General features: G+C 54.0%; 13 protein-coding genes and 3 rRNA genes. 5 read left to right on the forward strand and 11 right to left on the reverse strand.

The features are described 5' to 3' along the window. Positions 1-26: 26 nt before the first annotated feature. The 5 genes from HXW73_RS14795 to HXW73_RS14815 form a co-directional block, all read right to left on the reverse strand. Positions 27-479 (reverse strand): TetR/AcrR family transcriptional regulator, encoded by a 453-nt coding sequence (locus HXW73_RS14795; protein ID WP_186253800.1) that lies wholly within the window; start codon positions 477-479, stop codon positions 27-29. Further along, positions 466-2322, reverse strand: a complete 1857-nt coding sequence (locus HXW73_RS14800) for a tyrosine-type recombinase/integrase (protein WP_186253801.1) — start codon at positions 2320-2322, stop codon at positions 466-468. The genes HXW73_RS14795 and HXW73_RS14800 overlap by 14 nt, the downstream gene beginning before the upstream one ends. Next, positions 2319-3935, reverse strand: a complete 1617-nt coding sequence (locus tag HXW73_RS14805; protein ID WP_186253802.1) for a hypothetical protein — start codon at positions 3933-3935, stop codon at positions 2319-2321. The genes HXW73_RS14800 and HXW73_RS14805 overlap by 4 nt, the downstream gene beginning before the upstream one ends. Then, the gene (locus HXW73_RS14810; RefSeq protein WP_186253803.1) at positions 3928-5085 is read right to left on the reverse strand and encodes a tyrosine-type recombinase/integrase; all 1158 of its coding nucleotides are present in this window, start codon (positions 5083-5085) and stop codon (positions 3928-3930) included. The genes HXW73_RS14805 and HXW73_RS14810 overlap by 8 nt, the downstream gene beginning before the upstream one ends. Positions 5086-5162: 77 nt before the next feature. Further along, positions 5163-7340, reverse strand: a complete 2178-nt coding sequence (locus HXW73_RS14815; protein WP_186253804.1) for a tRNA(Met) cytidine acetyltransferase TmcA — start codon at positions 7338-7340, stop codon at positions 5163-5165. Positions 7341-7661: 321 nt separating this feature from the next. Here HXW73_RS14815 and dctP point away from each other — a divergent pair, with 321 nt between their 5' ends. The 4 genes from dctP (at position 7662) to HXW73_RS14835 (ending at position 12527) form a co-directional block, all read left to right on the forward strand. Continuing rightward, positions 7662-8765 carry a TRAP transporter substrate-binding protein DctP gene (gene dctP, locus HXW73_RS14820; RefSeq protein WP_186253805.1) on the forward strand — a complete coding sequence of 368 codons (1104 nt, stop codon included), beginning with the start codon at positions 7662-7664 and terminating at the stop codon, positions 8763-8765. 82 nt (positions 8766-8847) lie between these two features. Next, on the forward strand, positions 8848-9351 hold the full coding sequence (locus tag HXW73_RS14825; protein WP_186253806.1) for a TRAP transporter small permease subunit: 504 nt from the start codon (positions 8848-8850) through the stop codon (positions 9349-9351). Beyond that, a complete protein-coding gene (locus tag HXW73_RS14830) occupies positions 9348-10673 on the forward strand; it encodes a TRAP transporter large permease (protein WP_186253807.1) in 1326 nt (441 codons plus the stop codon). Before HXW73_RS14825 ends, HXW73_RS14830 begins: the two co-directional genes overlap by 4 nt. A 168-nt stretch (positions 10674-10841) precedes the next feature. Continuing rightward, complete coding sequence (locus HXW73_RS14835; protein WP_240538652.1) at positions 10842-12527, forward strand: ABC transporter permease; 1686 nt, start codon at positions 10842-10844, stop codon at positions 12525-12527. Positions 12528-12542: 15 nt separating this feature from the next. On the opposite strand, the gene HXW73_RS14840 is transcribed toward HXW73_RS14835, so the two are convergent. Further along, positions 12543-13655: an ABC transporter ATP-binding protein gene (locus tag HXW73_RS14840; RefSeq protein WP_186253809.1), complete on the reverse strand. Its 1113-nt coding sequence runs from the start codon at positions 13653-13655 to the stop codon at positions 12543-12545. A 199-nt stretch (positions 13656-13854) separates the two neighbouring features. On the opposite strand from HXW73_RS14840, the gene HXW73_RS14845 reads away from it, so the two are divergent. Next, a complete protein-coding gene (locus HXW73_RS14845; protein WP_186253810.1) occupies positions 13855-14880 on the forward strand; it encodes a Fe(3+) ABC transporter substrate-binding protein in 1026 nt (341 codons plus the stop codon). Positions 14881-14952: 72 nt separating this feature from the next. On the opposite strand, the gene HXW73_RS14850 is transcribed toward HXW73_RS14845, so the two are convergent. The 5 genes from HXW73_RS14850 to pssA all read right to left on the reverse strand — a co-directional run bounded on the left by HXW73_RS14850 (position 14953) and on the right by pssA (position 21762). Further along, positions 14953-15141 (reverse strand): hypothetical protein, encoded by a 189-nt coding sequence (locus HXW73_RS14850; RefSeq protein WP_186253811.1) that lies wholly within the window; start codon positions 15139-15141, stop codon positions 14953-14955. A gap of 268 nt (positions 15142-15409) precedes the next feature. Further along, positions 15410-15525: ribosomal RNA gene (rrf, locus tag HXW73_RS14855) — 5S ribosomal RNA — on the reverse strand. A 128-nt stretch (positions 15526-15653) separates the two neighbouring features. Then, positions 15654-18545 (reverse strand): 23S ribosomal RNA (locus HXW73_RS14860). 295 nt (positions 18546-18840) lie between these two features. Continuing rightward, positions 18841-20373: ribosomal RNA gene (locus HXW73_RS14865) — 16S ribosomal RNA — on the reverse strand. Together the 16S, 23S and 5S rRNA genes form the textbook arrangement of a ribosomal RNA operon. Before the next feature lie 501 nt (positions 20374-20874). Next, complete coding sequence (pssA, locus tag HXW73_RS14870) at positions 20875-21762, reverse strand: CDP-diacylglycerol--serine O-phosphatidyltransferase (protein ID WP_186253812.1); 888 nt, start codon at positions 21760-21762, stop codon at positions 20875-20877. Positions 21763-21849: the final 87 nt, after the last annotated feature.

Here is a 21849-nt window from a genome sequence, read left to right on the forward strand (position 1 = left end):
GATATGTCGGTCAAGAAGGGTACCTTTCAGTAACGAACGTTATTACTGTTACCTTTTTTCGAAGGGAAACCGACCACTTTCTCATTCTCCACAATGGCTCGTAGACGCTGGTTTTCCGCGACCAGAGAAGCCATTTCAGAAGCCATGTCTTGATTGAGTTCTCGGGCATGAACATACTCCTGTCTAAGTTCTCTGTACTTGGCTCTCAGCTCTTTGAGCTCGGTATTTTTCTCATCTCGTTGTACTCTGGCAACCTTATTTCCAGCTTCGCGTATACGCTCTGCAAGATTGGGGTAATTGTTGTGAATGGTTGCTCTGCTCACCCCGGCTTCCTCTGCAACCGATTGGATACTGAGTTTGCGGCCCGGCTTGACCACCTTTGGCCGACCTTTCTCTATCCGCACAATAGCCTGTCGTATGGCCTTTGCGGTCAATTCGCCCCGCGTAGAGGTTTGTGATGTGACTTCAGGTTTCGACATCAGCCAGATCCTCTTCAGTTGCTCCAAAATTCTTTAGGACCATCGCGCAACGTTTAATATCACGTTCGACCCGCTCGGTTCCTCCAGGTCCAATGTCTGAGAGCTCTCGCAGTTCCAGCTGCTGGGCATAAATACCCTGCCATACAGACTTGCGTGATTCATCGATGACCGCATTACTACAGTCAGCACAACGTGTTTTCTCGATGCCCTGTCCACCGTTACAGCCCCCTGTGTCGGCGGTACACCACGCAACGCCAGTAGCCCGCAGATGAACTATGGGACTAATCGTTTTGGCCATTTCAGCACGATCAATCTTGGTGGCTAACCCCTCACTTTTTGTGCGGAACGCCCGAATTGTCTCAGCAGCACCACCTACCAAAATGGCATCGGGCTCCAGCCAGTGCTCCAAAAGTTCGGTCTTAATGGTCAGTGCGGCCAAGCCAACGCTGTCGTAAAGTTCTGCATCTTGGAGCCGGGACATGGCGTAAAGAATAGTCATGTCCAGTGACCAGTGCTTGAAATGATCCCTGAGGTAGCGTAAGTCACCAAGGGCACTGTGAGCCGCGTAGACCGCAAAGGTGCGCCGGAACTGATGCGGTGTAAAGCCCCAGTCAAGTCCACACTGTCTAGCAAACGCTTTTAAGCGGGTAAGGATAGAAGTGCTTGAAAGCGTTACAATCCGGTTACCTTGTGCCGTAGTGACTCCGAGGAACAGCCGATGGGTATGTTCCCCCAGCCGCACAATTTCGGTATCTCTCGGATTATCGGTTCGCAGGCCGAAAATACGTTGCTCGAGTTTAGCTTGTAGCGGTCGCACCAGCTTCTCGGCCACCGTGAGGGCGCGGTGCGTAATCTTAGACACCAGCCACTCACAGGATCCCACGCCCGTCTTGTACGAAGTACCCCGCATCCAGTGAAAGGGCTCTCCATTTTCATCCAGCTTTTTGAACGCGCACTGATTTTCCAGTGAGCACAGTTCAGACACACGGATACCGCTCGTGATCAAGATGATACACATGCAAGCCGTTTGCAGGTGTTGCTCCGCTTTGCGTATCCCGTTTAATGTCCAGCCAATTTTTTGCACTCGCAGTTGGATAAACCTTGCACTCCGCCCCTCTGCCTTCAAACCTTCCACCTGAGCACGGAGACTGATGACTTCATCGATCCGTTCTAGCCATTCAACTGCCGACTGAAACAGTGGCCCCAAGATGTCATCCGGGATGATTTCTGTTTTAGCCTCTTGATAAACAGGATTGTTTTTCCCCGTCAAACCTGCCAGATGCTTTGCTGACATATCTGGCCAAGGGTGACGCATAGCGTCACCGGACTGCTGACTGAGAATATGAAGCTTTTCTACCGCAAGGAAGCGATTAAAGAGCGTTGCACCTGAAACAAGCTTTCTTTCTCGGCTCTCCAGCCCTTTGCAAAATTCCACATATTGCTGTCCGATCAGGGGGTTCAGGTCGCTCAAACGGGCTACACGCCGGTCATGGAGCCAATGCAGAAAAAGAACAACACAAACAAAAAAACTGCGAATGGTTGCGCCCCTAGGTTTGTTCCGGCCTTCAATTCCGCTCAGGATATAGCGGGCTGTACAAGCCCGCAGCGTTTCCCTAAACACCACAGGTGCATTTAGAAAATTAATTTTCTTAAGGCTATCAGTCATTGCCGCTGAAAAAAGGCTATCGGGTAGAACCCAGACATCATCGTCATATCTACTTAGAACATGGTAGGAGCCGTCTTCCAGACGCATGCCGGTGATGACGACATTTGAGTCAATCGTTCCTGCCTGGACGGCATGTAGGGTTTTGTGTTGTTCTGCATAGAATTCGACTTCGTTCACGCCAAGTTCTCCAGCTGTTCCGGATCACGCCAGAAGGGATGTGGATCGACTTTAGCCCGCTGCCTTAGAATGCTCACCAGTTCGGCATCAAACTTCGGTGTAATCTCTCGGTCGATGATCCGGATGATGTGGCCGTAAACCCGTTTCCATGCGCTGGCACCCATTTTCTGACGCATCTGTACCAGCAACCAATAGATGCTGAACACTCGGTACAGATCATCACCGGTCACTAAGAATGAACGACAGCGAAAACAAGCCAAAAACTTCTGGCAGTGCTCGCCATTCTTGGGCGCGTGCTCACCGTTCAGGGTGTCCTGACAGCGGGCAACCGGCGTGGCCTGCGTCGTCAGAGCCGCGATATTGTCGTGGTTCATTAGCTCTTCGGTCCGAATCTCGCCCATGAGCCGCCAGTCTTTCTCGGCGCTTTCCGGGGCCTCCAAGTAGTGATTGTCGGATACCTTCGGGGTGTGGCCGCCTAGTCTGGCGGTCAGGAAAGGGTCCTGGCCAGACAGGGTGAATAGCCGATTCTCAAACGTCTTGCGCAGACGCATAACGTTGAGCTTCAAGGGCTTACCGTCAGCATCGGTTAGCTGATGACGGTCGAGAAATCCCTTAATATAGTCGCCGAGATTTAATTGAGTCAGATGACAAACTCTTCCATTGTCTGACATGCCTCGGCTCTCGTAAACGAATAAAAAATGCGGGTAGTTGCTAACTTGTCGTGGCTTGGCGTTGCGATCGCGCACAAGATCAATGATACGGGCCACGTCAGGCAGCGCTAATGCCATTGATTCAATATCAGTATCGCGACGTAGACTCTGGATGCGCGTGGAACTGCCGCGACGCTTGAAGCTTACTAATACGTATCTATCTTGCTTAATAGGATGTGGCTGCAAGCAGTCGGTCAAAAGCTCGAGTGCGGGTGCGGGGTTGATGCCAGTTCGCACTGCAATGGACAGTAGGCAAACGATAAGCTCATCAGAGGTTAGCGGGTCGCTTCCTTTTATGATTACCCGCATATCTGATTTCAGCGCCCCTAAAACACTACGGCGTTCTGGTTCGTTCAAGGCGGTTTGGCCTTTTGATGTTTTGTTAGTATTCGGAAAGGGATTACGCGGAAAAATGTCTTTGGCAACCCAGCCTGCCTGCCCCATCGCGACTAGCACCGACTTGGTGGTTTGATATCGATTTTTCTGGGCCGAGAGACTTACACCTGATTGACGCAAATTAGCAATGAAATGGTCGATAAACAGTCGGTCAATATCATTAAGATGCAGCTCACGCCCCAGCACTGTGGCCATCGTGGCACAGAAAGGCAGTAAGTACCTTATTCCATTATTATAATAGCTGGAGATTGTAGCCGCGCTGAGCGTTGTTCCGTCGCTCTCCATGCAGGCCCTAACCATGCGACCTATTGCCCGTTGAGTGGCATAAGTCACGACATCGCAGCCATTTCCGTAGTAATTGTCGAATCTCAGGTTGCGCAAATTACTAGAGTTCTCGGGCAAAGACACGATCATCATTGTTGGAGGCAAATCCATGAGATTAAGCGCTTCGTCATTGCAGGCTTTGTCAGAGCGGGAGGCTGATAAATGCAGTTTTTTTCTAGGCACCACTAATCTCCCTGCTGATGACGTCGATCTCACTTTGGTAGTCGTTCATCAGCTCATCCTCAAGTTCTGAAAGACAATGTAGGTATTTCTCGGTGGTTGTAACTGATGCATGGCCCAGTCGGTCGCGCACGTAGAGCAAGGCGTGTGTTTGAGCCTTAGACTGAATCATTGCGTATAACGTGTGCGTAGCGTATGTGTGGCGAAGGATATGGACGTTGAGGTAAGGAATACCGGCAGCCGCGCCTGCCTTTTTTACTATGCCCAGAAAGGCTGCCCCATCATTAGCGTAGGGTTGGCCGGATTCCGTCAGGAACAAAACAGACTGCCGTTGTCCCGAAATGCTCTCATGCTGATGTCGACGATCCAGAACGTATTGCCATAGAGCTTCCATGACGGTGCGAGGCACGTCAATTCCCCGGGGTTGATTGCCCTTGATGGTCATGTCGCGTGGATCAAGATTTACCCGGATGAATGAACGGTGCTTGGTGTAAGTCACCGGGTTGATCACGTATTTAAGCGGAAACGTCGCCAATTCCTCACGGCGCAGTCCTGTCGTGAGCGCCAACCGGACGAACAATTTGTGCGTAGGATTGGTGATGGCATTCAGGAGTTCAACCGACTGATGCTTGCTCAGCACCCGAATGACAGTTCGTGGTGTCTTCAGCATAACGTCTGCGCTCCTGCTCCTCCCACCACTCGCATCGACGTGAGCGAGGAAGCCTTTGGGTTGCTTCACCGTCACCGTTTCCATGGCATACGGGACAGTCTTCACCCAACCACAGTTGGCGGCATACCGATAGAATGCGCAGAGGAGTCGTAATCGGGCATTTACCGTGGCTGCGGCAAGGCTCCCCCCCTCGGGACTTAAGTTCCAGTCGCGGAACTCCGCCAATATCGTAGCTTCTCGGTCATTGCCCACATCACGCCAGTCAATGCCATTCACCTCACACCAGCCAAAAAACTGATACAGCGCTTTCCCGTAGGTTATCCAGGATTTCTTAGATTGGACTCTGCCACGCTTGATCAGGTGCCCTATACAAAAGTCCATTGCTTCCTCAACAACCTTCCCTTCCTTAGAAATTAGGATTGGAAAGCCGGGGTAGCTTTGGCTGTTGAGCTTGAACTTGCTGGTGCTGAAGAAGAGATTCATCTTGAAACTTTAACAGCATGTATCACTTTAGCAAGCGGGAATCATGGAAACTCTTTATCATGGATAACCGGCTTACTTTAACGGCCCTGGGCAGCGGGGGGAAGCAGTTGCTGAGCCCAAAGGGTTCGCACCGCCTCGCGCAGCACTCGTACGGACACGCCCGGCGCATCGGCAAGCGGTTGATTCTGGAACGCCCAGGCGGCCAGTTGCTGGTGCGCTGATTGACCCGCGGCCGACAGCGGCCAGCGACTCGCTTCGCGGGCCAGTGCCTGCAAGGACGACCGGGCAAGCGCGGGGGCTCGATGCGCTGTCGCCACATCATCAATATCCTGCCATTCGACCTCGGTTAACGGCTGCTCGGGCAGTTCGTTAATCAGCAGACTCACAACGTCAGAGGGCAAATGCGCCAGTTCAAAGGCCAGCAAGTTGGGCAGCAGGGCGATAAATCGCCCGTGTAGGGCATCCAGCACTTTTTCGCCTGCGGGGTTCAAGGCGCTTGCCACCATGATGGCAAACTCGCCGCTTGAAGGTTCACGGGTAACACCCAGGCGCACCGTTCTAAACCCTTCGGCACGCCAGAAACGCAGCAGCCCCGCATCGGCACCAAAGGTCGCGCCGTACAGCATGACGCCCTGATCGGCGGCTTGTTGCCGATCATCACGCAACAGCGTGCCCCCCAATCCCTGACGACGCAAGCCAGGGTGGCACGCAATGCGAACCACCCGCCGCCAACGCGCTGTCAGCGCATCGCGGCAACCCGAGTGCGCGGCCAGCGATTGAGCCATTAAATGCCCCTGGGGGCGGCGTTCTCCGCGTGCCACCTGGTCAGCAAGATCCGTCGCAAAGCCACCTTCTTCGCGGGTGACCAGCACCGCCTGTGGCCGCTGCTGCTGGCCGATAACGCGCAGGCGCATACCAGGGCCATCCAGCAACTGGCGCAAGTCGCTGGGGGTCGTACGATAATGCGACTGCACCAGCAGACCAAATAGCGGGGCAAGCGCCTCCTCGTTCTGGGCAAGGTCATCGCGCGGGACTTCGTACGAAGCCGATGGTCGCGATAATGCTTCCTTATCGGTGGGCAGCGGTGCATTCAATAACAGTAGCTGGTTGAGCGTTGCCTCAAGCGGATCTGCCGACTGCCAGCGAACCGGCGTGTCGAGTGTGAGCGCTTTCCAGTTGGGTGTCTGCGCGTCCAGTACGTGACGAAAGCGCAGCGCAAACCCGCGCCCGGAGCCCTCGTAACCGTGGACGGTCGTGGCAAACGCAAGCCTGGGAAAAGCGGTCAGCCATTGCGCTAACAGTGCTGGCGGTAGGGCTGCGGCTTCATCGACCATCAGGTAGCTGCCGTCGCCCCCCAGCGTACCTGTTGTCACGTGTTCGCCAAGCGCATCGGGCGCAACGAACAACAGCTCAGCACCGTTGGTGAATCTAAATCGCTCTGGGGTGATTCGGTTGCCATCAGGACATAGCGCCACCACACGCTCAAATACAGCCTCGACGGCGGCCAGGCGCGGTGCCGTGACAATCACCTGCGATGTTTTCTGTTGCAGCAACCGGACACAGGCAATGCCCAGCGCGGCGCTTTTACCACGGCCTCGGTCGGCGGTAATGACCAGCGGCCGCCGTCGTTTGAGACCGACCAGTGCCCTGACGGCAGCCGCCTGATCCTGGGTGATGCAATCGGTATCTTCAGGCTTTTCCAATATCGGCGGCGTGTCATTGAGGCGACCCAGTCGAGGCAGCGCTCCGGGTACCCAGCGGATGATCTGTTCTGACGCTTTCAACTGTGCGGCCAGCCGTGCCAGGTAGCGCGCTGTCAGGTCATTCCACTGCAAGGGGTAATCAGCAATGCGCGCGTAATCCGGGTCGGGCGCCTGGCCCCAGTCGTTAGGTGTGAGCAACACAAGCAGCCCACCCGCTGCCAGGGTGCCGCCAATGGCGCCTAGCGCATCAGGATTGAAGCCACCTGCATGGTCATGGGCATTGACCACCACCAGCTGATGCTCGGTACCTAGCCGGGTCGTGGCCTGGCTGGCTTTCAGCGCAGGTTGAACGGGGGCATCCTTGTCTATCCATAGCGGGGAATGCCAAGCCTGCGCCTGCCATAACGCAACCGCTAGCGCTTCACATTGTTTGGCACCGCCTTGCAGCCAGACAAGCTGACGCCAACGCCGCCTGGCCAGCTGTCTTGCCCGTTGAACCAGTAGCGCGGTCGACCGTGACACTACCGCTTCGCCGGTTGATAACGACGACATAAAGTCTCCTCGACGGGCTAGACAGCTTACAACTTTGGTTGCATCACCGAGACCCTTTCAACGTTTTTCACACTTAGAGCCTGCCACCTGAACAACTCAACAAAAAACTAACCACATGATTTATATATAGATAAAGAACATCTTCACTCTGCATGCCAGCCATCAACCTAGCACAGCAATGATGTTGCATTGCAACGGCCTGAATGTGCTAATTTAAGCATGCAGGGTAATTCATTCCTTTACGTAAACGTAATGCATGCCAACTGCACTAACTGCATCCAAAATCCCTAATAAATCTAACGGCGACCAACAGGATCCAACATGAAAAAAACTGCCAAGTTTGCCATCACAAGTCTCGCTGCCGGTGTTGCATTTGCCGCCATCTCCTCGACCGCTCATGCCCAGCAAGAGTGGACCATGACCACAACATGGCCCGACAACCTGGATCTTATTAAAATTGACCAGCATTGGGTCGAGTTGGTCAACCAGTTGGCGGGTGACGAGCTGCAGATCAACTTCCGCGCCGGCGGCACCTTGATGCCCGGCACAGAGGTGTTTGACGCCACCGAAACCGGCGCTATCCAGGCATCGGGCGACTGGCCCGGCTACTGGGCAGGCCGCAGCCCGGCGTTTTCGCCGCTCGCCACGACTACCAGCCTGTTCAACGGTGTTGACTACCTCAACTGGATTCAGCAGTGGGGTGGCTGGGACCTCTATCAAGAAGTATATGGCAACTACAACATGGTGTATCTGCCCTACGGGATCACCAATAACGAATCTGGCTTCATGGGCAACACACCCATCGAAAGTATCGCCGATCTTGAAGGCAAGCGCCTGCGTCTGTCAGGCCGTGACCAAGGCCGAGTTCTCGAAGAACTGGGCGGCTCACAGGTCACTCTGGCCGGTGGTGAAGTTTACCAGGCGATCGAGCGCGGCGTGATCGATGCGGGTGAGTTCTCTACGCCTGGCGTGGACTATAATGCTGGCTTCTCCGAAGTGGCCGATTACTGGTCTACACCCGGTTGGCACCAGTCAGCCAGCGTCTTCGGTGTGATGATCAATAAAGATGCATGGGATGAGCTTTCCGAGGAAACCCAGGAAACGCTAAAAATCGCTGCCGACGCGACGATGGCTTGGTCGCTAGCATGGTCAGAGCGTCAATCTACCGAGGCAACGGTGAAATTCCAGGAAGATGGCGTTGAAATCAGCACACTCTCGTCTGAAGACCTTGCCACCATTCAAGACGCGACCAACGAAGTAATTCTACAAGGTGCATGTGAAGACCCGATGCACGCCAAAGTTTACCACTCCATGATCAGTTATATGGAGCACTACGCGAACTGGCGTGATGTCACCGTGCCGTTCAACATGAGCCGTTCCATCGACAACCTGCCATCGCTCGAAGAAATCGAAGCCTGCATGTAATTAACCGTCGATAACCGCCCCGATGTCAGCGTCGGGGCGGTTTTTACGTCTAGTGCCAATATTCAGAATCGGGAGATAACTCATGCATGCGATCGCAAAAGCCATTGACAGGTTCAATGAGCTCTTTGGGCGAATTGTTGCGCCTCTTATCGCGGTTATCACACTGATTGTGTTGTATGACATCGCGATGCGTTTTTTCCTTGGGCGACCAAGCGATTGGGCCTTTGACGTGACAAAAATGCTCTTCGGGGCCCACTTTATGCTGATGGCCGCCTATGGACTTCGTCACCATGCCCACGTGGAAGTTGACGTACTAAAGCGTCTATTAGCCCGTAAAAAACAGGCAGTCCTGGAAATCGTTGGCTATGTGGTGTTTTTCATCCCATTTATCTGGCTGATGCTGACCTACGGCTGGCTTTTTTTCGAGCGCTCCATCAGCCGTGGCGAGACCACTTACGGTATGGTCTCCATTCCGGTTTATCCAGTTAAAGGTGTGATTGTCCTGGCCGCGGTTTTGATTTTTCTGCAGGCCATTGCCATCGTGCTGCGCGCTATTATTCAACTGCGTGAGGAGAACCACGCATGAGTGCAGAATTACTGACTCTGGTGATGTTTGGCGGCCTATTAGTCGGCCTGTTCATGGGGCATCCGTTAGCGTTTGTGCTGGGTGGCGTGGCCGTCATTGGTGCATTTTTGGGCCCTGGCGCCAACACCCTTGGCATTATTATCAATAACGTCTATGGCAACGCCATGGATAATTACGTGCTTGTGGCTATTCCGCTGTTTATCCTGATGGCGCGTTTTTTGAACGACTCAGGCGTGACCGAGAAAATGTTCGATGTCATGCGTTTATTGCTCGCCAATCTGCGCGGCGGGTTAGCGCTGACGGTGGTTGTGGTCTCGGTGTTGCTCGCTGCCACAACAGGCATTGTCGGTGCCTCCATTGCGGTGATGGGCATGATTGCCTTGGTGCCGATGCTCAAGTACGGCTATAACAAAGAACTGAGTGCCGGTGTCATCATGGCCAGCGGCTGCCTGGGGATATTGATTCCGCCTAGCATCATGCTGATTTTGATGGCGAGCTACTCTCCCGTATCGGTGGGTGCGCTATTTGCCGGGGCGCTGGTACCCGGCTTGATACTCGGCGTTATGTATGCGCTTTATGTGCTGATCATTTGCTACGTAAAACCCTCTTACGGCCCGAAGGTGCCAGCAGCGGAGCGCGCCGAAACCAGCACCGGTCAGCTTATTGTCATGCTGGCGAAATATGTTGTTCCTCCGATGTCCTTGATTTTGGGCGTATTGGGAGCACTGTTTACCGGCATTGCAACGGCGACTGAAGCGTCTGCCATCGGGGTTTTCATCGCCTTTATCCTGTTCATGATTTTCGGCGACCGCAAGCTCTCCACTTGCTACAGCACGATGATCGAAGCGGGCAAAACCACCACAATGGTGATGCTGGTACTAGTAGGCGCCACGGCGTTTACCGGGGTATTCTCGATTGGCGGCGGTATGGAGGTCATCAGCGAGGTCGTCCTCTCCATGCCGGGTGGCACCTTCGGCGCCCTGCTGCTGATGCTCTTCCTGGTATTTATTCTGGGAATGTTCCTAGATTGGACTGGGATTGTGCTGCTTAGCTTCCCCATCATGCTACCGATCGTCGAGGCGATGGGCATTGATACGCTGTGGTTCGTGGTAATGGTCGCCGTTGTGCTCCAGACCTCCTTCCTTACTCCCCCATTCGGCTATGCCCTGTTTTATCTCAAGGGGGTGGCACCACCTGGCGTAGAAATCGTTGACCTCTACAAAGCGGTTGTTCCGTTTGTGGCGATCATTTTGTTCGCGTGTGCACTGATGGCATTTTTCCCCGTCTTGATTACCGGTCTACCCAGCTTATTGGTCGGCTAATCTTCATCACCCTTCAAGTCGTTCAGCCCGGCATAATGCCGGGCTTTTTTAAATAGCACCTGACCAGAAGCCAACTAGCTGCAGCTGTCGGCGGCCGATGGTACTATTCCTCGCTGTGCGCGCCGTATGTCGCTGCGATATCCGTTTGCTTTTGCAAGGAGTCTTCACGTGTTCCGCTCCACTTCTGGTGAGTTAGCCGCACAGCGGCAAAGCCCTCAGCGAAAATTGAATCTCTGGTCGGCAGTACTCATCGGCGTCGCATTGGTGGTGGCGCTGCCTGTCATCGTGGTATTTGCGCATATTGCGCTGCCTACCGATGGGGTATGGCAACACCTCGCCAGTACGGTTCTACCGCGCTATCTGAACAACACCTTTTGGCTTGTCGTCTGGGTTGGGGTGGGCACCCTGGTCATCGGCACAGGAAGCGCCTGGCTGGTCGTTATGTGCCGCTTTCCGGGCAAGCGAATATTTGAGTGGGCATTACTTCTGCCTCTGGCTGTTCCCACCTATGTGATCGCCTATGCCTATACGGATTTTCTGCAATTTGCCGGCCCGTTTCAGAGCGCCTTGCGCGATATATTCGGCTGGGAGCACGGCGATTACTTTTTCCCCAGTGTTCGCTCGTTAGGCGGTGCCGCGACGCTTATCACTATGGTGCTTTACCCCTATGTGTACCTGCTAGCCCGTGCTTCCTTTCTGGAACAGTCCGTCTGCGTTCTCGACGTAGGCCGCACCCTGGGTCGCGGTCCATGGCGTCTGTTTTTCAGCGTTGCGGTTCCGCTAGCACGCCCGGCGCTGGTTGGCGGCGTATCGCTGGTACTGATGGAAACCCTCAATGAATTTGGGGCAGTGCAGTTTTTCGGCGTCGACACCTTCACCACCGGTATCTATCGCACCTGGTTTGGCATGGGTGAGCCCGTGGCGGCGGCTCAGTTAGCTGCCTGCCTGCTCAGCTTTGTCATCGTTCTGGTATTGCTGGAGCGCTGGTCTCGCGGCAAGCGGCGCTACTTCCATACCACCAACCGGTATCAGCAATTGCCCGAATATGTGCTTCACGGATGGCGGGCAGCCGCCGCCACTGCGGCATGCGTTATTCCGATCATTGTCGGATTCCTGTTACCAAGCGGCATTCTTCTTGACTTGGCGCTGACGCAAGGAGACTCACTGTGGGGGGCACGCTTTATCGGCTTTGCGTGGAATAGCCTTAGCCTGTCGGCGCTTGCGGCCATCATTGCCGTCGGTACGGCGGTGTTGCTTAGCTATGGCGTTCGGGTACACGACACAGCGCTTGCGCGCTTTACAACGCGTATTTCGGCGATGGGCTATGCCATTCCCGGTTCGGTGGTGGCAGTAGGCATTCTGATTCCCTTCGCCTGGCTGGATAACATCATCAATACGGGCTTACAGGCGTATAACGGCCAGATCATTGGCCTTATCTTTAGCGGCTCGGCCTTTATTCTACTTTACGCCTACGTCGTGCGCTTTTTAGCCGTTTCCTTCAATGCCGTAGAAGCCAGTCTGGGCAAAGTCACCCCCAGCATGGACGCTGCCTCTCGAGCTCTGGGGCAAACGGCGGGCGGTACTTTGCGCTACGTACACACGCCCTTGATGCGCAGCAGCTTACTTGCGGCGGGCATTCTGGTATTTGTCGATGTCATGAAAGAACTTCCCGCAACAGTCATACTGCGGCCGTTTAATTTCGATACGCTTGCCGTCAGAGCGCACAACCTTGCGTCTGATGAGCGCCTGGCTGAAGCCTCTACTTCATCACTGGCAATCGTGGTGGTCGGCATCCTGCCAGTGATACTGCTGAGTATGGCCATGCGTCGTTCACGCCCTGGGGCATCGTCTTAACGCCTGGACCAAGAGTTAACTTTCCTCAGCCGCGCGGGGAAACACGAATACCTGCGATAAATCTAAATGGATATCGATCGGTTGGCCTTCAGCCGGAAGAAAAACCCCGGGGACTCTGGCGTGCAAGTGGGCTTCCTGGCCGTCGTCAGCGTGGGCACACAAATGCAGCAAACTACTGCGGCCTAACAATTTGGCCATGACGATATGACTATGTGCGTGGGAATTGGCAGGCAGGTCCCGCTCAATGACACGCAAGGCTTCAGGGCGAATCATCACTTGCACGACTGTCCCATCAGCGATGCCCTCAACCGGCACCCACCCCACAGGCGTTGTAACGTGCCCCTCTTCGACAACGCCTTCGATCTCATTGACCTCACCAAAAAACGTCACCACGAATGGGTCCTTGGGCGAACAGTAGAGTTCTCTCGGGGTGCCTGTTTGTACAATGCGCCCCTCGCGCATCAGCGCTATACGATCCGCCATAAACATGGCTTCTTCAGGGTCGTGGGTCACCAGCAAGGTGGCGGCCCCGACTTTTTTCAAAACGTGCAGTGTATCGTCGCGTATCCTATCCCTCAGCCGCGCGTCTAGGCTTGAAAAGGGTTCATCCAATAGCATCAGCCGTGGCTCCGGCGCCAACGCCCGAGCAAGCGCCACACGCTGCTGCTGACCGCCTGACAGCATATGGGGATAGGTCGACGCATAGTTTGCCATCCCCAGCTGTGATAACAGCTCCTCGGCCCGCTCACGCCTGGCACTGGCCGACAAGTGCTTCAACCCAAAGGTGACATTTTCCATCACGGAAAGATGGGGAAATAGCGCCGAGTCTTGAAATGCCAGCCCCACGTTACGCTTTTCTGGCGGCACGTGACGCAGTCCTGGCGCGGCAATTTGTTCATCTTGCAGGCTTACGCTACCTTCTTGCAGCGTTTCCAAACCCGCGGCAATACGCAACAACGTGGTCTTACCACACCCTGAAGGGCCCAGCAGGCACACCACTTCTCCCGGTGCCACTGTTAGATCCACACCCCTTACAACGGTATGCTGGTCAAAAGCGTGCTGCACCTGATGCATCGTTAGCGCAGTCTCATTAAGCGCTTTTTGCGCCGCCTTCATTGTTGCTGTCATTGCACCACCGTTCTATTCCCGATTGCCTGAGCAACAGACAACCATATAATACGTTTGAAAGTAATTAACATTCTATTTTCTATTTATCCAATATGCACGCTTCAACGGTAAGCTACCTTGACGTTAACGCTGCAAAAAGCTTTAATAATCTTGTTAATAATACAACTTATTATCATTAGCAACGTAAGGATTATCGCCGATGAAAACTGCACGTTTCGCCGCACCTATCGCGGTTGCTCTCGCCAGCTCCGCCTTCGCCAGCCACGCCCTGGCGGATGAGCTTAATGTCTACTCTGCTCGTCATTACGATTCTGACGAGCGGCTATACGATGCATTTACCGAAGAAACCGGTATTGAAGTCAACATCCTGGAAGGTGATTCCGATCAACTGATCGAGCGCATCCAGCGCGAAGGCGTTGCCAGCCCTGCCGATATCATGATGACGGTTGATGCTGGAAGGCTATGGCGCGCTGAGCAGGAAGGCATTTTCCAAGGGATCGAATCCGACGTGCTAGCTGAACGTTTGCCTGAATCCATGCGCCACCCTGAAGGCCTGTGGTTCGGGTTTAGCCAGCGTGCACGGGCGATCTACTACAACCGTGAAAATGTGGATCCCAGTGACATCACGAGCTACGAAGATCTTGCCAGCGACGACCTTGGGTATAGCGTTTGCATCCGTTCGTCCAACAATATTTACAACCAGTCCCTGCTCGCTTCGATGATTGAGCATCACGGTGAAGAAGGCGCTGAAGATTGGGCTCAAGGCGTTGTCGATAACATGGCACGCGACCCAGAAGGCGGTGATACAGATCAGATCCTTGGCGCTGCTAGCGGCGAGTGCGATCTAGCCGTTGCCAACCACTATTATTACGTTCGCCTGCTGAAGTCGGACGATGAAGCGGATCGCGAGGCTGCACGCAACGTCGGTATCATCTTCCCTAACCAAGATGATCGAGGCGCTCACGTCAATGTTGGCGGAGCCGGTGTCGTCGAAGGTGCGCCTAATCGCGAAAACGCCGTGGAATTCCTTGAGTACCTGGCATCCGATACGGCTCAGGAAATCTTCGCGTCGGGTAACAATGAATTCCCTGTCGTAAATAACGTCAAGCGTGACCCTGTCCTAGAATCATGGGGCAACTTTAAAAAGGATGACGTCAATATCAGTATTCTGGGAGAAAACAATCCCGAAGCGATTCGCATCTTTGATCGGGTCGAATGGCGTTAATACCCAGCGTTAACCATGCAAAAAGCCCCACGTCAGTGGGGCTTTTTTTATCACAACTGCATTAGCAGTCGCTTACTCTTCAGCTGCTTCTTCCATTTCGTCACCGGCCTCTTCCATTTCGTCGCCAGCTTCTTCCATGGTTTCGTCAATATTTTCACCCGCCTCTTCTGCCGGGCCTTGATCATCGCCACAGGCGGTCAAACCGACGGCGAGAAATGCTAATAAAAGCGCCACACCAATAGCTTTGAATCCTTTATACATCACCATGCTCCTTTTATCACGGTAGTAAACAATCAAGTGCCGTTTCATATTAGATGCTACACATAAATCACGCCAATAAATGGCATCTAAAAACGAAAAACCCAACCGGATGGCTGGGTTTTTCCGCGCTATAGGGGCTGACGATGGCTGGGGCGGCCTGCCGCGGGCCGGCCATCTGGGACTCTTCATGGGGAGACCCCTAGGTTTTCCTTCCACGCAAGCAAAAGCCCCCGAGCACAGTATGCTCGGGGGCTTTTACGATATAGGTGCCTGACGATGACCTACTCTCGCATGGGGAGACCCCACACTACCATCGGCGCGAAGCGGTTTCACTACTGAGTTCGGCAAGGGATCAGGTGGTTCACGCTTGCTATGGTCGTCAGGCGTAACTTTAAATGGATATCATGCTGTGTTTTGTGTGCGTCTCTTACCAAGCCCTGTGTCTTAAACAGTCGGCTCAGCGCGCGTATCCGGTTCTCGTTATCATCACGACCAGACCCCTTGGGTGTTATAGGGTCAAGCCTCACGGGCCATTAGTACACGTTAGCTCAACGCCTTGCAGCGCGTCCACACCGTGCCTATCAACCAGCTGGTCTCGCTGGGCCCTTCAGGAGGCTCTAGGCCTCAGGGATGTCTCATCTTGAAGGGGGCTTCCCGCTTAGATGCTTTCAGCGGTTATCCCGTCCGCACATAGCTACCCGGCAATGCCACTGGCGTGACAACCGGAACACCAGAGGTGCGTCCACTCCGGTCCTCTCGTACTAGGAGCAGCCCTTCTCAAACATCCAACGCCCACGGCAGATAGGGACCGAACTGTCTCACGACGTTCTAAACCCAGCTCGCGTACCACTTTAAATGGCGAACAGCCATACCCTTGGGACCGACTTCAGCCCCAGGATGTGATGAGCCGACATCGAGGTGCCAAACACCGCCGTCGATGTGAACTCTTGGGCGGTATCAGCCTGTTATCCCCGGAGTACCTTTTATCCGTTGAGCGATGGCCCTTCCATACAGAACCACCGGATCACTAGAACCTGCTTTCGCACCTGCTCGACGTGTCTGTCTCGCAGTCAAGCACCCTTATGCTCTTGCACTCATTGCACGATGTCCGACCGTGCTGAGGGTACCTTCGTGCTCCTCCGTTACGCTTTGGGAGGAGACCGCCCCAGTCAAACTACCCACCACACACTGTCCTCGATCCGGATAACGGACCTGAGTGAGAACGCCAATGATGCCAGGCTGGTATTTCAAGGTTGGCTCCACTCGAACTGGCGTCCGGGTTTCTAAGCCTCCCAGCTATCCTACACAGGCAACATCAGCGTCCAGTGTGAAGCTATAGTAAAGGTTCACGGGGTCTTTCCGTCTAGCCGCGGGTACACCGCATCTTCACGGCGATTTCAATTTCACTGAGTCTCGGGTGGAGACAGCGTGGCCATCATTACGCCATTCGTGCAGGTCGGAACTTACCCGACAAGGAATTTCGCTACCTTAGGACCGTTATAGTTACGGCCGCCGTTTACCGGGGCTTCAATCAAGAGCTTCGCCTTGCGGCTAACACCATCATTTAACCTTCCGGCACCGGGCAGGCGTCACACCCTATACGTCCGCTTACGCGTTAGCAGAGTGCTGTGTTTTTACTAAACAGTTGCAGCCACCTGGTATCTTCGACCGGTTCTCGCTTAAGCCGCGAGGGCTCTCACAATATGCCGGCGTGCCTTCTCCCGAAGTTACGGCACCATTTTGCCTAGTTCCTTCACCCGAGTTCTCTCAAGCGCCTTGGGATTCTCACCCTGACCACCTGTGTCGGTTTGGGGTACGGTCGCACATGATCTGAAGCTTAGAGGCTTTTCCTGGAAGCGTGGCATCGATGACTTCAACACCGTGGTGTCTTCGTCTCGTCTCTCGGCCTTGAGCGCCCGGATTTACCTGAGCCCTCAGCCTACCGACTTTCACCAGGGCTACCAACGCCTGGCTCACCTAGCCTTCTTCGTCCCCCCATCGCAATCATGTCCGGTACGGGAATATTGACCCGTTTCCCATCGACTACGCCTTTCGGCCTCGCCTTAGGGGCCGACTCACTCTGCTCCGATTAGCGTCGAACAGAAACCCTTGGTCTTCCGGCGAGGGAGTTTTTCACTCCCTTTATCGTTACTCATGTCAGCATTCGCACTCGTGATACCTCCAGCGAACTTCTCAATTCACCTTCATCGGCGTACACGACGCTCCTCTACCGCTCATTCCGAAGAATGAACCCGTAGCTTCGGTACCTGGTTTAGCCCCGTTACATCTTCCGCGCAGGCCGACTCGACTAGTGAGCTATTACGCTTTCTTTAAAGGATGGCTGCTTCTAAGCCAACCTCCTAGCTGTCTGAGCCTTCCCACATCGTTTCCCACTTAACCAGGATTTCGGGACCTTAGCTGACGGTCTGGGTTGTTTCCCTTTTCACAACGGACGTTAGCACCCGCTGTGTGTCTCCCACGCTCGCACTCACCGGTATTCGGAGTTTGCCTCGGGTTGGTAAGTCGGGATGACCCCCTAGCCGAAACAGTGCTCTACCCCCGGCGGTGATACGTGAGGCGCTACCTAAATAGCTTTCGAGGAGAACCAGCTATCTCCGAGCTTGATTAGCCTTTCACTCCGATCCACAAGTCATCCAAATCTTTTTCAACAGATCCTGGTTCGGGCCTCCAATTGATGTTACTCAATCTTCACCCTGCTCATGGATAGATCGCTCGGTTTCGGGTCTATATCCAGCGACTGTGTCGCCCAGTTAAGACTCGGTTTCCCTACGGCTCCCCTATACGGTTAACCTCGCCACTGAATATAAGTCGCTGACCCATTATACAAAAGGTACGCAGTCACAGAACAAGTCTGCTCCTACTGCTTGTACGCACACGGTTTCAGGATCTATTTCACTCCCCTCTCCGGGGTTCTTTTCGCCTTTCCCTCACGGTACTGGTTCACTATCGGTCAGCCAGGAGTATTTAGCCTTGGAGGATGGTCCCCCCGTCTTCAGTCAAGGTTTCTCGTGCCCCGACCTACTCGATTTCACATGATCAGATTTTCGACTACGGGGCTATCACCCGCTACGGCCAAGGTTCCCACCTTGTTCGTCTAATCAGTCACATGCTTAAGGGCTGATCCCCGTTCGCTCGCCGCTACTGGGGGAATCTCGGTTGATTTCTTTTCCTCAGGGTACTTAGATGTTTCAGTTCCCCTGGTTCGCCTCCCCCACCTATAGATTCAGTGGGGGATACTCATCTGATGATGAGTGGGTTTCCCCATTCAGAAATGCCCGGGTCACAGGTTGTTTGCCACCTCGCCGAGCCTTATCGCAGGCTTCCACGTCTTTCATCGCCTCTGGCTGCCTAGGCATCCACCGTGTGCGCTTCATTGCTTGACCCTATAACCCGAAGGGGTCTGGTGTCTCGCAATGATAACGATTGCCGGATACGCTTGAGACGTATCACAAAACAATTACGTATGAACGTTTCAAAAAACGTTCATGTCAGCATGATATACATTGTTAAAGAGCGACTGCTATGCGCAGTGATAAGCGTTTTCTTCACGTTAAAAAAAGAGAAAAGACCTTTCTTTTTCTTTTAATGTGAAAAAAGCCTTCGCTTATCACTGCGTATCAACAGTCATCTGATCAGATAATTCATTGTGAGCGCTTACCGCGAGGATGATGCATCGTTTAAGGAGGTGATCCAGCCGCAGGTTCCCCTACGGCTACCTTGTTACGACTTCACCCCAGTCATGAACCACACCGTGGTGATCGCCCTCCAAAGTTAGGCTAACCACTTCTGGTGCAGTCCACTCCCATGGTGTGACGGGCGGTGTGTACAAGGCCCGGGAACGTATTCACCGTGACATTCTGATTCACGATTACTAGCGATTCCGACTTCACGGAGTCGAGTTGCAGACTCCGATCCGGACTGAGACCGGCTTTAAGGGATTCGCTGACTCTCGCGAGCTCGCTGCCCTTTGTACCGGCCATTGTAGCACGTGTGTAGCCCTACCCGTAAGGGCCATGATGACTTGACGTCGTCCCCACCTTCCTCCGGTTTGTCACCGGCAGTCTCCTTAGAGTTCCCGCCATTACGCGCTGGCAAATAAGGACAAGGGTTGCGCTCGTTACGGGACTTAACCCAACATTTCACAACACGAGCTGACGACAGCCATGCAGCACCTGTCTCTGCGCTCCCGAAGGCACCAAGTGATCTCTCACAAGTTCGCAGGATGTCAAGGGTAGGTAAGGTTCTTCGCGTTGCATCGAATTAAACCACATGCTCCACCGCTTGTGCGGGCCCCCGTCAATTCATTTGAGTTTTAACCTTGCGGCCGTACTCCCCAGGCGGTCGACTTATCGCGTTAACTTCGCCACAAAGTGCGCTAGGCACCCAACGGCTGGTCGACATCGTTTACGGCGTGGACTACCAGGGTATCTAATCCTGTTTGCTACCCACGCTTTCGCACCTCAGTGTCAGTGTCAGTCCAGAAGGCCGCCTTCGCCACTGGTATTCCTCCCGATCTCTACGCATTTCACCGCTACACCGGGAATTCTACCTTCCTCTCCTGCACTCTAGCCTCATAGTTCCGGATGCCGTTCCCAGGTTGAGCCCGGGGCTTTCACAACCGGCTTATCAAGCCACCTACGCGCGCTTTACGCCCAGTAATTCCGATTAACGCTTGCACCCTCCGTATTACCGCGGCTGCTGGCACGGAGTTAGCCGGTGCTTCTTCTGCGAGTGATGTCTTTCCTGCCGGGTATTAACCGACAGGCGTTCTTCCTCGCTGAAAGTGCTTTACAACCCGAGGGCCTTCTTCACACACGCGGCATGGCTGGATCAGGGTTGCCCCCATTGTCCAATATTCCCCACTGCTGCCTCCCGTAGGAGTTCGGGCCGTGTCTCAGTCCCGATGTGGCTGATCATCCTCTCAGACCAGCTACGGATCGTCGCCTTGGTGAGCCATTACCTCACCAACCAGCTAATCCGACATAGGCTCATCCAATAGCGGGAGCCGAAGCCCCCTTTCTCCCGTAGGACGTATGCGGTATTAGCCTGGGTTTCCCCAGGTTATCCCCCACTACCGGGTAGATTCCTATGCGTTACTCACCCGTCCGCCGCTCGACGCCTCCTAGCAAGCTAGGATCGTTTCCGCTCGACTTGCATGTGTTAGGCCTGCCGCCAGCGTTCAATCTGAGCCATGATCAAACTCTTCAGTTTACAATCATTGTGGTTCTTACTCGCTGACTTAAGGACTAGCCAAAAGCAGCAAAAGCGAACCAAACTTGGCTCAAGGTTCAAACGAATTCATTCAATATCGGTTTCGAAAAACCGTAGTGCTTGAGTCGCTTGCCTTGATAATAGGTGATTTATCACCCTCATCGGCAAGCGCCCACATGAATTACCTGATCACATTATTAAAGAGCGTTTCGCTGTGCTGTCTAACTGACTGAAGTCAGTGGCATACAACCGGCCAAGCGTTGAACTGTTTGGCCTCAGCGAGGAAGACGTATTCTACCGACTTCCGTGCGGTTGTCAATGACTGGTTGGCGAAAATCGATGCGGCGTGACACAACAGATTGATCACGATCGCTTGCCTAACCAACTGACAAACCTAGGTTTTTACACCTCAATCACCGCTGGCAACGCCTTGCGTCCCCGGCAACGGATGCGTACTTTAAGGCCTTGCTGGCGAGGACGCAAGGGGCGTGCGAAAATTTTTTAACTTTTCGGCTTTGCCTTGCGCATGACGGCCAACACAGGACCAGAGAGCACGTAGGCACCGAACAGCAAAAGCAGCATGACAGACGGCTCAACGGAGATCATCACAAAGCCCAGCACCACGGCTAGCAGAACCACGAAAGGCACTGGTTTTTTGAAGTCGAGGTCTTTGAAGCTGTAATAACGGATGTTGCTGACCATCAGTACGCCAGCCGCCGCCACAACGACCAACATCAGCAGCTTGAAGCCAAAAGCATCCGCATCGAAGCTATGGAATGTCCATACGCTCGCCGCCACCAGCGCCGCGGCTGAGGGACTGGGCAAGCCGATAAACCATTTTTTGTCCACGCTACCAATCTGCACATTAAAGCGCGCCAAGCGAAGTGCCGCGCAAGCAACGTAGAGAAATGCCACCACCCAGCCTGTTTTACCGATGTCCTGCAGAATCCAGGTAAAGGCGACGAGCGCAGGCGCCATGCCGAAAGAAATCATATCGGCCAGGCTGTCGTACTCGGCACCAAAAGCACTTTGTGTGTTGGTCATGCGAGCGACTCGGCCATCCAGGCCATCAAGCACCATGGCAATAAAGATGGCGACGGCCGCCGCCGTAAAGTCACCATTGATACCCGCCACCACGGCAAAAAATCCTGAAAACAGCGCCGACGTGGTAAACAAGTTAGGCAGCAGGTAGATACCCTTGCGGCGAACCTTTTTGCCATCTTCAACGGCTTCTTCAACCACTTCCGTGTCACGCAAGAAGGCTGCAGCCAAATCTTCATTGCCGCCTATTTCTGATTGGTCAGCGGTATCCGGTCGCGTATTGGCTGCCTGGTTTTCGCCAGAATGATCTGAGTTTGGTTGCTCTTGATCGCGAGCGTCCTGAGTCATAGGTCTCATCCATTAAAAGTAAATCACGGGAATAGTGGTCACTTTCATTCTACACGCTGAAGACCTATCAGCCAGCCAATTGCACCC

The sequence above is a fragment of the Halomonas sp. SH5A2 genome, from assembly GCF_014263395.1.
GTDB lineage: Bacteria > Pseudomonadota > Gammaproteobacteria > Pseudomonadales > Halomonadaceae > Vreelandella.

Excerpts from the sequence above, each read along its gene's own strand:
- HXW73_RS14795 (WP_186253800.1), bottom strand. The coding sequence starts at position 479 with ATGTCGAAACCTGAAGTCACATCACAAACCTCTACGCGGGGCGAATTG.
- HXW73_RS14810 (WP_186253803.1), bottom strand. The coding sequence starts at position 5,085 with ATGAATCTCTTCTTCAGCACCAGCAAGTTCAAGCTCAACAGCCAAAGC.
- HXW73_RS14815 (WP_186253804.1), bottom strand. The coding sequence starts at position 7,340 with ATGTCGTCGTTATCAACCGGCGAAGCGGTAGTGTCACGGTCGACCGCG.
- dctP (WP_186253805.1), top strand. The coding sequence starts at position 7,662 with ATGAAAAAAACTGCCAAGTTTGCCATCACAAGTCTCGCTGCCGGTGTT.
- HXW73_RS14825 (WP_186253806.1), top strand. The coding sequence starts at position 8,848 with ATGCATGCGATCGCAAAAGCCATTGACAGGTTCAATGAGCTCTTTGGG.
- HXW73_RS14830 (WP_186253807.1), top strand. The coding sequence starts at position 9,348 with ATGAGTGCAGAATTACTGACTCTGGTGATGTTTGGCGGCCTATTAGTC.
- HXW73_RS14840 (WP_186253809.1), bottom strand. The coding sequence starts at position 13,655 with ATGACAGCAACAATGAAGGCGGCGCAAAAAGCGCTTAATGAGACTGCG.
- HXW73_RS14845 (WP_186253810.1), top strand. The coding sequence starts at position 13,855 with ATGAAAACTGCACGTTTCGCCGCACCTATCGCGGTTGCTCTCGCCAGC.
- HXW73_RS14850 (WP_186253811.1), bottom strand. The coding sequence starts at position 15,141 with ATGTATAAAGGATTCAAAGCTATTGGTGTGGCGCTTTTATTAGCATTT.
- pssA (WP_186253812.1), bottom strand. The coding sequence starts at position 21,762 with ATGACTCAGGACGCTCGCGATCAAGAGCAACCAAACTCAGATCATTCT.